Here is a 10723-nt window from a genome sequence, read left to right as displayed (position 1 = left end):
GAAACCGCCTTCGCGCAAAACAATGCGCGGTAACGCATCGTGACAACCCCGCTGTCACTGTAATTATCGTGTCTCACTTCAGGGGTGCAGTCCAGCACTGTCACCGTAATCGCCCGTCCTACGCGCTACTACGAAAGAACTCCACCAAGGTCCCCGCCGCAGAAAAACAGAAGAGAATCCAAAGACCGGCAAGGCTGCCGTTGCCGCCAAAAGTGAATCCAATTGCGGTAACGATGATCACCAGAACAATCAGGCCTCTACCTATCCACCAGACGCCGAATTTTTCCGTTGACCACGTATCACCAGGGGCCGACCAATCTGGTCGTGAACGCCGCTTCATGGCGGCGATCACAATTTGGAGCGCCGAAGCGATCGCCGCTGAGAGCCCGAGTATGATTTTAATCGCTGTAGTGTCGTCGAACATCGCTTCTTCAGCCCGACTTGTTAGTAGCGCGTAGGATGGGTTGAGCCCTTGCGAAACCCATCGCACTTGTTTCGTGGTAACATCGCGTCAGGACCGCGTACCGCCGCGACTTCGTTCCGGGTGGTGCGCGACTGGGCGCCATCCTCGTTTCATCGTCACGTGGAGCTTGGCAACTATCCAGACGATTGGGCGGGCGATCGGTCCGATGATGGTCGCGACTACGGAGAGCGGAAATAGAGAAGTGATGGGTTTCGCAAGGGGCTCAACCCATCCTCCGAACTGACCGTCATTCCGGGGCGCGCGCAAGCGCGAACCCGGAATCTCGAGATTCCGGTTCGGTGCTACGCACCGCCCCGGAATGACGGGGTGAAACCAGAAAGCCCGGGGCGAGCCCGGGCTTTCCAAATTCAGCCGATGGCCTGAAGGCGCTTACGCGCTCGCCATGTCTGGGAAGACCGCCTCGATCTTGGTCTTCAGCGTCGCCGCGTTGAACGGCTTGACGATGTAATTGTTCACGCCGGCCTTCTTGGCCGCGATCACGTTCTCGGTCTTCGATTCCGCCGTGATCATGATGAAGGGCGTGGTGGCGAGGTTGGGATCCGCGCGCACTTCGCGCAGCAGGTCGTAACCCGTCATCGGCTCCATGTTCCAGTCGGAAATCACGAGCCCGTACTTCTTGCCGCGCATCTTGTTCAGCGCTGCCGAACCGTCGCTAGCATCATCGATATTATCGAAGCCAAGCTGCTTCAGCAGATTCCGGATGATGCGGATCATGGTGCTGTAGTCATCCACCACCAGAACCGGCATCGACAAATCAACCGCCATCTCGACTCCCCCAACGCAAACCCAGGAATATCTAAAATCGGACCTGACGGACCGGGGCCCCTCAGTTCCATCTCCCAAGCACTAGCACCAAGGCGTTAAACAGCGCGTTAATTGGGCCGACCCGCGAGAGACCGAAATCATCGCCCTTGCCGCCAAATCCGCCCGCTTGACTTCATTGGCCGGGTCACGCCACGGTCCCCGCCAGTCCCGCCGGCTCGAGAATTCCCCTGATGGCCCCGCAATTTACCGTTATCCGCGACACCACGCCGGATTCTGCGATCCTCAAGGGCGCGGTGGTCGCCATGGGCAATTTCGACGGGGTGCATCTCGGCCACCGCGCCGTCATTGCCGCAGCCCTCGAGATGGGCCGGACGCATGGCCGACCTGCGCTGGCGCTGACCTTCGAGCCGCATCCGCGCCGGTTTTTTAGCCCCAATACCCCGCAATTCCGCCTGACGGACGAGTGCGCCAAGCTGCGTCTGCTGGCCGGGACCGGGCTTGCCGGCGCCGTGGTCATGACCTTCGACAAGGCCCGCGCCGGGACCACAGCGCAAGATTTCATTCACCATGAGCTGATCGAGCGCCTCGGCGTCAGCGGGATTGCGGTCGGTTACGACTTCCATTTCGGCAAAGGCCGCGTCGGCTCGCCGAGCCTGCTGGTGAACGAGGCACCCCGGCTCGGCATCGAGGTCGATGTGCAGCCGCATGTCGACATCGACGAGCGGCCGGTCTCCTCCAGCGCGATCCGGACCGCGCTCGCCGAAGGGCTGATCGACGAGGCCACGACCATGCTGGGCGCGCCCTGGTTCATCACCGGCGAGGTCATCCATGGCGAAAAGCGCGGCCGCGACCTCGGCTATCCCACTGCCAACATCCGGCTCGATGCCAATTGCGGCCTCAAGCACGGCATCTATGCGGTGCGGGTCGGCCGCGGCCAGGGAAAGGATCAGGTGCGGCTGAACGGGGTGGCGAGCTTCGGACGCCGCCCGACCTTTGATAATGGCGCGCCGCTGCTGGAAATCTTCCTGTTCGACTTCAAGGGCGACCTTTACGGTCAGGCGCTGGACTGCGCCTTTGTTGGCTTCATCCGCGAGGAGCTGAAATTCGACGGTATCGACGCCCTGATCCGCCAGATGGACGATGATTCCGCCCGCGCCCGCGCCATGCTGGCCGCCGCCCCGGACGCATTTCCGCGGCTTGGCACCGTGGACTGAAGGCCCGAAACGGCCCCTGACGGCCCTTGCCGGACCTTTGCGCTTCACCCGCCCGGCTGCTATGGAGAGCCCATGTTTGCGCGGCGCATCATAGGGATTAGCAGCCCGGCTTCCGCCTGAGCCTCAAGGCTCGGCGCAAGACCGGGATTTTGTCGTCTCACCCCCGCGATTCCGCATCGCCATCCGTTCCCGCGCCCTTCCGAGCCAGTCAACCTCATGTCCGAAAAAGCCAAAGACTATTCAAAAACCCTGTTCCTGCCGCAGACCGAATTCCCGATGCGCGCCGGCCTGCCGCAGCGCGAGCCCGAGATCCTCAAGCGCTGGTACGAGATCGGCCTTTACGAGAAGCTGCGCGAGACAGCCCGTGGCCGCGACAAGTTCGTCCTGCATGACGGCCCGCCCTATGCCAACGGCAACATCCATATCGGCACCGCGCTGAACAAGATCCTCAAGGATCTCGTCACCAAGAGCCAGCAGATGCTGGGCTTCGATTCCAACTACGTGCCCGGCTGGGACTGCCACGGCCTGCCGATCGAGTGGAAGGTCGAGGAGGAGAACTACCGCAAGAAGGGCAAGCAGAAGCCCGACTTCCGCGACAGCGCCGCGATGGTCGCCTTTCGCCAGGAGTGCCGCGCCTACGCCACGCACTGGCTCAACGTACAGCGCGAGGAGTTCAAGCGGCTCGGCGTCATCGGCGATTGGGCGCATCCCTACGCCACCATGAACTATCCGGCCGAAGCCCAGATCGCGCGCGAGCTGATGAAGTTCGCCGCCAACGGCACGCTCTATCGCGGCTCCAAGCCGGTGATGTGGAGCGTGGTCGAGAAGACCGCGCTCGCCGAGGCCGAGGTCGAGTACGAGGACTACACCTCCGACATGGTCTGGGTGAAATTCCCGGTCACCTCGCCCGCGCATGGCGCACTTGCCTCCGCGAGTGTCGTGATCTGGACCACCACGCCCTGGACGCTGCCCGGAAACCGCGCCATCTCGTTCTCGCCGAAGATCGCCTATGGCCTCTTTGAGGTGAAGGACGCGCCCGCGGACAATTGGGCCAAGACTGGCGATCTCCTGATCCTGGCGGACGCGCTCGCTGCAGAAGTCTTCAAGCAGGCGCGCGTGACGGCCTACGAGAAGGTACGCGACATCCCCGGCGACACCATGGACGCGATCGAATGCGCCCATCCGCTGAAGGGCCTCGCCGGCGGCTACGAATTCACCGTGCCGCTGCTGTCAGGCGACCATGTCACCGACGACACCGGCACCGGCTTCGTGCACACCGCGCCAAGCCACGGCCGCGAGGACTTTGACGTCTGGATGGCGAATACCCGCGAGCTCGATGCCCGCGGCATCAACAGCGCGATCCCCTACACGGTCGACGAGAACGGCGCCTATACCGACCAGGCGCCGGGCTTCACCGGCAAGCGCGTCATCAACGACAAGGGCGAGAAGGGCGACGCCAACGAGGCCGTGATCAAGGCGCTGATCGAGGGCGGCAAGCTGCTCGCGCGCGGCCGGCTCAAGCACCAATATCCGCATTCCTGGCGCTCGAAGAAGCCGGTGATCTTCCGCAACACGCCGCAATGGTTCATCGCGATGGATAAGGACATCGCGCTTAACGGAAAGACGAAGAGCGGCGACACGCTGCGCGCCCGCGCGCTGCACGCGATCTCGGTAACGCAATGGGTGCCGCCCTCAGGCGAGAACCGCATCAACGGCATGATCGAGGCGCGCCCCGACTGGGTGATCTCGCGCCAGCGCGCCTGGGGCGTGCCGATCGCCGTGTTCGTCCGCGAGAAGGGCGACGGATCGGCGGAGATCCTGCAGGACGAGGCGGTCAACACCCGGATCGGCGACGCCTTCGAAAAGGAAGGCGCCGACGCCTGGTACGCGACGGGCGCGCGCGAGCGCTTCCTTGGATCGCGTGCGAACGAGGACTGGCAGAAAGTCGACGACATTCTCGACGTCTGGTTCGATTCCGGCTCGACGCACGCCTTCGTGCTCGAAGACCCCGTGCACTTCCCCGGCCTTGCCGGAATCAAGCGCAAGGTCGATGGCGGCACCGACACCGTGATGTATCTCGAAGGTTCGGACCAGCATCGCGGCTGGTTCCACTCCTCGCTGCTGGAGAGCTGCGGCACGCGCGGCCGCGCGCCCTACGACATCGTGCTGACCCACGGCTTCACCCAGGCCGAGGACGGCCGTAAGATGTCGAAGTCGCTCGGCAACACCATCGAGCCGCAGGCCGTCATCAAGGAATCCGGCGCCGACATCCTCAGGCTCTGGGTCGCGTCCTGCGACTACACCGACGACCAGCGCATCGGCCCCGAGATCCTGAAAAACACCGTCGAGACCTACCGCAAGCTGCGCAACACCGTGCGCTGGATGCTCGGCACGCTGCATCACTACAAGCCGGCCGACGCAGTCGCGCCCGACGAGATGCCCGAGCTCGAGCGGCTGATGCTGCATGAGCTGGCGCTCCGCGCCGAGCTGGTCCGCAAGGCCTATGAGACGTTCGACTACAAGAGCGTGGTCGCGACCCTCTCCGCCTTCCTGAACAGCGAACTCTCGGCGTTCTATTTCGACATCCGCAAGGACACGCTCTATTGCGATCCGCCGTCCTCGCTGACGCGCAAGGCGGCGCTGACCACGATCGACCTGCTCTGCAATGCGATCCTGAAATGGCTGGCACCGATCCTGAGCTTCACCGCGGAAGAGGCTTGGCGGATGTACAGGCCGGATGCCGAACCGTCGGTGCATTTGACGCTGTTCCCCGAGGGCCTCGAAAAGCTTCGCGACGAGAAACTCGCTGCGAAATGGGAAACCATCCGCAATGTCCGCCGCGTCGTCACCGGTGCGCTCGAGCTCGAACGCGCCGCCAAGAACATCGGCTCCTCACTGGAGGCCTCGCCGGTGATCTATGTCGCCGACCGCGACATGCTGGCGACATTGTTCGACACTGATCTCGCCGAGATCTGCATCACCTCGAACTACGAGGTGCGCGAGGATGAGGTGCCGGCGTCGGCATTCCGCCTCGATGCGGTACCCGGTGTCGCCGTCGTGGTGGAGAAGGCCGTCGGCAGCAAATGCGCCCGTTCCTGGAAGATCTCGCCCACGGTCGGCGAGGACGCAGAATATCCCGACGTCACCCCGCGCGACGCCAAGGCGCTGCGCGAATGGAAGGCGTTGGGGGTTAGTGTTTAGGTCCTACCGTCGTCCTGGCCTAGTGCGCAATTGCGCACGGGAGCCAGGACCCATTACCACCGCCGCCAACTGCGACGAAGGCTGATGACCACGAGTCTTTCAAGCAACGACCGCCTCGGAGTATGGGTCCTGGCTTTCGCCAGGACGACAACTGAGAGTGGGGCGGCTGATTGCCCATGACCCCGCTCCGCGCCGGCATCCTTTCGGCATTGGTCACGCTGGTGGCCGACCAAGCCTCCAAGTTCTGGCTGCTGAAAGGCTTCGATCTCGCCCGTAAGGGCGTGGTGAAAGTCACGCCGTTCTTCGACCTGGTGCTGGCCTGGAACATCGGGATCAGCTTTGGCTGGCTCCAGAACGATGGTCAGGCGGCGCAGTTCGCGCTGATGGCGGTGAAGGTCCTCGCGGTGATTGCGCTGGCGATCTGGATGGCGCGGTCGCAGACCCGGCTCGCCACCCTGGCGCTGGGGCTGATCATCGGCGGCGCCATCGGCAATGGCATCGATCGCCTTGCCTACGGCGCTGTGGTCGATTTCGCCCTCTTCCACGTCGAAATCGCCGGAAATACCTATAATTGGTACATCTTCAACCTGGCGGACGTGGCCATCGTTGCTGGGGTCGCAGCCCTATTGTATGATTCCTTCCTGGGGGTACCCGCCGCAAAAGCGCCCTGATCCCGGCCGATACGGAACGGAGGCGGAACCTTGCTTGGCGAGGCGTGGTCGTGCGAGACGCGGCACAACTGCCACAAATTGGAACAGGTACAGGCATGCGCAGCTCGAAGACCAGCGGTTCGATGGGTCGAGACTCCCGGCGGGGATTTTGGCTGGCGCTGAAATTGTCAGCCGTCGCACTCAGCATCGGTCTCGTCATGTCGGCAGGTCCGGTTCGCGCCGGTGACGACGATGACGACGACATGACCTTCGAAGAGAAGCTCATCGACAATCTGATGTCCGGCCTCGGCGCCAAGGGCATGGAGAAGAAGGGCATCGAGTACCGCGAGCGTTCGCCGCTGGTGGTGCCGCCGACCCTCGACCTGCCGCCGCCGGCCAGTGCCGAGGCCAAGAACGCACCGAACTGGCCGAAGGATCCCGACGAGAAGCGCCGCCAGCAGGCCATCGCCGAGCGGAAGAAGGCGGGCAACAAGCAAGCTGAATATTTGAAGAATGCGCGACCGCTGTCGCCCGCCGAGCTGGACGCCCACAAGACGGCCGCCGCCGGAAATACCAATGATCCGCCGGCGCCGGGCAGCAATACCAACCACCCGATCATGAGCCCGGCCGAGCTCGGCTACACCGGCGGTCTGTGGAACGTGCTCTCGGGCGGCAAGCCCGAGTCCAAGTCATTCACGAGCGAGCCGCCGCGCCAATCGCTGGTCGAGCCGCCGCCCGGATATCAGACGCCTTCGTCGAACTATGCCTACGGCACCGGGGAAGATAAGACCCGCCGGACCTATTTCGACGTCCGGGAGGGTAAGGACAAGCAGCAATAAGCTCCTTGTCCGTTGCACTCAGGCGTGCGCACGCCGCAATCGTCCGGTGTAGGCCGGAAGCGGCAGATGACCTATTTTTAAGTACAACTCGACGGCGTTCTCTGCTTCGTGACCCGAAGCTCAAAGCCGCGCGGTATAGCATGCCGTGCTTTCACGCCCGGACATCAGGGTTCGGGCTTTCACAAGGATCGTGATGTCCTCACACCGATCGATTGCCTGCCTCTTCGCCGCGCTGCTCTCGACATCCGCCCTCGTCGGCAGCGCATTCGCCCAGACGACGGTCACGTCTGCACCGCCCGCCAGCTTCACGCTTCCCAACGGCCTCCAGGTCGTGGTGATCCCGGATCATCGCACGCCCGTGGTCACCGAGATGATCTGGTACAAGGTCGGCTCGGCCGACGAGACGCCGGGCAAATCCGGCCTTGCCCACTTCCTCGAACATCTGATGTTCAAGGGCACGTCGAAGCATCCCGTCGGCGAATTCTCCCAGACCGTGCTCCGCGTCGGCGGCAACGAGAACGCCGCCACCTCGGTCGACTACACCCACTATTACCAGCGCGTGCCGAAAGAGCAGCTGCCGACCATGATGGAGTTCGAGGCCGATCGCATGACCGGCCTCATCCTCAAGGACGAGAACGTGCTGCCCGAACGTGACGTCGTGCTCGAAGAGTACAACATGCGCGTCGCCAACAGCCCCGACGCGCGGCTCTACGAACAGGTGATGGCCGCGCTTTATCTCAACCATCCCTACGGCCGGCCGGTGATCGGCTGGCACCAGGAGATCGAGAAGCTCAATCGTGAGGACGCCCTCGCCTTCTACCGCCGCTTCTACGCGCCGAACAACGCGATCCTGGTGATCGCCGGCGATGTCGAGGCTGCAGATGTGCGCCCGCTGGTCGAACGCAATTTCGGCCCCATCCCGGCCCAGCCCGCAATCCCGGCGCAACGCATCCGACCGCAGGAGCCGGAACCGGCGGCACCGCGCACCGTCACGCTGTCCGATCCGCGCGTCGAGCAGCCCGGCCTGCGCCGCTATTACCTGGTGCCCTCGGCGACGACGGCCGCAGCCGGCGAGAGCGCCGCGCTCGACGTGCTCGCGCAGTTGATGGGCAGCGGCAACAACTCCTATCTCTACCGCGCGCTCGTGGTCGACAAGCCGCTCGCGGTGTCCGCCAGCGCCAGCTATTCGAGCACCTCGCTCGACCCGAGCCAGTTCGCGATCTCGGCCTCACCGAAGTCAGGCGTCAGCTTCGCAGAGGTCGAGCAGGTCATCGACGGCGTCATCGCCGACATCGCGCAGAACCCGGTCCGCGCCGAGGATCTCGAGCGGGTCAAGACCCAGCTCATTGCGGAAGCGATCTACGCCCAGGACAATCAGGCGGTGCTGGCACGCTGGTACGGCGGCGCGCTGACCACGGGCCTGTCGATCGAGGATATCAGGAGCTGGCCGGATCGCATCCGCGCGGTCACCGCCGCTCAGGTCCAGCAAGCTGCGCAAAAATGGCTCGAGAAAAAGCGCTCGGTAACGGGCTATCTGATTAAGGACACCGCTACCGCCAAGCGCGAGGAGAAGCGTTCGTGACCTATCCTTTCCTACGCACGCGTCATTTCGCTCTGTCCTTCGTTGCCGGCGCTGCGCTCGCGTTCGCCACGGTCTCGCCGTCGCAGGCGGCGGCCAAGATCCAGCACCTGGTTTCGCCCGGTGGCATCGAGGCCTGGTTCGTCCAGGACGCGACCGTGCCCCTGATCGCGATGGAGTATTCCTTTGCCGGCGGCTCGGCGCAGGATCCCAGGGACAAGCCCGGCGTCGCCAATCTCGTCGGCGATCTGCTCGACGAGGGCTCCGGCGATCTCGATTCGAAGACGTTCCATGAGCGGCTCGACCGCCGCGCCATCGAGCTCTCCTTCAGCGCCGCCCGCGATACCTTCCGCGGCAGCCTGCGCATGCTGCGCGACAACAAGGACGAGGCCTTCGACCTGTTGCGGTCCGCACTGACCTCGCCGCATTTCGACACAGCGGATGTCGAGCGCATCCGCTCGCAGGTCATCTCGGGCCTGCGCCGCGACACCACCAACCCGACCTCGCTCGCCAGCCGCAAATTCCTGGAGATGGCGTTCGGCGATCATCCCTATGGACGGCCGACCAGCGGCACGCTGGAGAGCGTACCGACCATCACGGTCGCCGACATGAAGGATTATGTCGGGCGCATCCTCGCCAAGGACACGCTGAAGATCGCCGTCGTCGGCGATGTCGATCCGGCGACGCTCGGCAAGCTGCTCGATCATACGTTTGGCACCCTGCCCGCCAAGGCTAATCTCCTGCCGGTCCCCGACATCGAGGCCGCAAAGCCGCCGCAGCGCGCCTTCGTGCCGCTCGACGTGCCGCAGACCGTCATCACTTTTGGTGGTCCCGGCGTGAAGCGCGGCGATCCGAACTTCATGGCGGCCTATGTCGTCAATCATATCCTCGGTGGCGGCGGCCTGTCCTCGCGGCTCTATCACGAGGTTCGCGAGAAGCGCGGGCTCGCCTATTCGGTGTCCGAAGGACTGTTGTGGCTGGAGCACTCGGCTGTCTTCATCGGTAACACCGGCACCCGTGCCGACCGAGCCGGCGAGACGCTCGATGCGGTCGAGCGAGAAGTGAGCCGCATCGCCGACGAAGGTCCGACGCAGAAGGAGCTCGACGAGGCGAAATCCTACCTCAAAGGCTCGCAGATGCTGGTGCTCGACACCTCGTCCAAGCTCGCGCAGGCGCTGCTGCAATATCAGCAGGACAAGTTGCCGATCGACTATATCGAGAAGCGCAACGCCATCGTCGACGCGGTGACGCTGGACGACGTCAAGGCCGCCGCCAAGCGGCTGTGGGGCCAGGGGCTTCTGACCGTCGTCGTCGGCCGTGCGCCGCAGGCTGCCGCGCAACCGGCGGCGGCACCGGCGAACAAGTCGAACTGACGTCAGTTACATCTCCTGAAATGGCCGGGTTCGCCCGGCCATTTGCGTTTCCACCATCCACCATTGCCGAAATGAGACGTCCGCGATATGTCCTGATGTCACGGATGGTGCCATCATGCTGCGGATATCCCGCGATCTCGTCATCGACGAGGACGACATCGAGATCGGTTTTGTCCGCGCTTCCGGCCCGGGCGGGCAGAACGTCAACAAGCTCTCGACCGCGGCGCAATTGCGTTTCGACACGCGCAAGCTGACCATCCCGGAGGATGCGGCGATCCGGCTCGCCCGCATCGCCGGCCAGCGCATGACCAAGGAGGGCGTGATCGTGATCCACGCCCAGCGCTTCCGCACCCAGGAGCGCAACCGGCAGGATGCCATCGACCGGCTGGTCGAAATCCTGACGGAGGCGATGATCCGGCCGACGCCGCGCCGCGCGACGCGACCGACCTTCTCCTCCAAGCAGCGCCGGCTCGACGGCAAGAAGCGCCGCAGCGACGTCAAGGCCGGCCGCGGCGGCCGCTTCGACGACTGAAAGGACTGCTCCGACGCAACCGGCATGTGGGCATCCAGGACTTGCCCCATGCAATTGCCGGCAGGCGGGACTAAATTGGGCGCCTG

Annotated in this window: 9 protein-coding genes; 7 read left to right on the top strand and 2 right to left on the bottom strand. The window is 64.0% G+C overall.

The window, feature by feature from the left end:
- Positions 1–118: 118 nt before the first annotated feature.
- On the bottom strand, positions 119–424 hold the full coding sequence (locus M2427_RS25465; protein WP_280709535.1) for a hypothetical protein: 306 nt from the start codon (positions 422–424) through the stop codon (positions 119–121).
- Positions 425–853: 429 nt separating this feature from the next.
- Positions 854–1249, bottom strand: a complete 396-nt coding sequence (locus tag M2427_RS25460) for a response regulator (protein ID WP_027551917.1) — start codon at positions 1247–1249, stop codon at positions 854–856.
- 230 nt (positions 1250–1479) lie between these two features.
- Between M2427_RS25460 and M2427_RS25455 the strand changes: the two genes are divergently transcribed.
- From M2427_RS25455 to arfB, 7 genes are all read left to right on the top strand, one after another.
- A complete protein-coding gene (locus M2427_RS25455; protein WP_280709532.1) occupies positions 1480–2463 on the top strand; it encodes a bifunctional riboflavin kinase/FAD synthetase in 984 nt (327 codons plus the stop codon).
- Positions 2464–2679: 216 nt separating this feature from the next.
- Positions 2680–5664, top strand: coding sequence for an isoleucine--tRNA ligase (gene ileS, locus M2427_RS25450; protein WP_280709530.1), 2985 nt, complete (start codon positions 2680–2682; stop codon positions 5662–5664).
- A 176-nt stretch (positions 5665–5840) separates the two neighbouring features.
- Entirely contained in the window at positions 5841–6335 is a 495-nt protein-coding gene (gene lspA / locus M2427_RS25445) for a signal peptidase II (protein ID WP_280709529.1), read from the top strand.
- 95 nt (positions 6336–6430) lie between these two features.
- Positions 6431–7153 (top strand): hypothetical protein, encoded by a 723-nt coding sequence (locus M2427_RS25440; protein ID WP_280709527.1) that lies wholly within the window; start codon positions 6431–6433, stop codon positions 7151–7153.
- Positions 7154–7346: 193 nt separating this feature from the next.
- Complete coding sequence (locus M2427_RS25435) at positions 7347–8735, top strand: pitrilysin family protein (protein ID WP_280709525.1); 1389 nt, start codon at positions 7347–7349, stop codon at positions 8733–8735.
- Positions 8732–10105 carry a pitrilysin family protein gene (locus M2427_RS25430; RefSeq protein WP_280709524.1) on the top strand — a complete coding sequence of 458 codons (1374 nt, stop codon included), beginning with the start codon at positions 8732–8734 and terminating at the stop codon, positions 10103–10105. Before M2427_RS25435 ends, M2427_RS25430 begins: the two co-directional genes overlap by 4 nt.
- A gap of 115 nt (positions 10106–10220) precedes the next feature.
- On the top strand, positions 10221–10637 hold the full coding sequence (arfB, locus tag M2427_RS25425) for an alternative ribosome rescue aminoacyl-tRNA hydrolase ArfB (RefSeq protein ID WP_280709522.1): 417 nt from the start codon (positions 10221–10223) through the stop codon (positions 10635–10637).
- Positions 10638–10723: the final 86 nt, after the last annotated feature.

Source organism: Bradyrhizobium sp. BR13661 (assembly GCF_029892425.1).
Lineage (GTDB): Bacteria > Pseudomonadota > Alphaproteobacteria > Rhizobiales > Xanthobacteraceae > Bradyrhizobium.
Note: the sequence above shows the minus strand (reverse complement) of the source record. Positions and strands in the feature narration are given on the sequence as shown.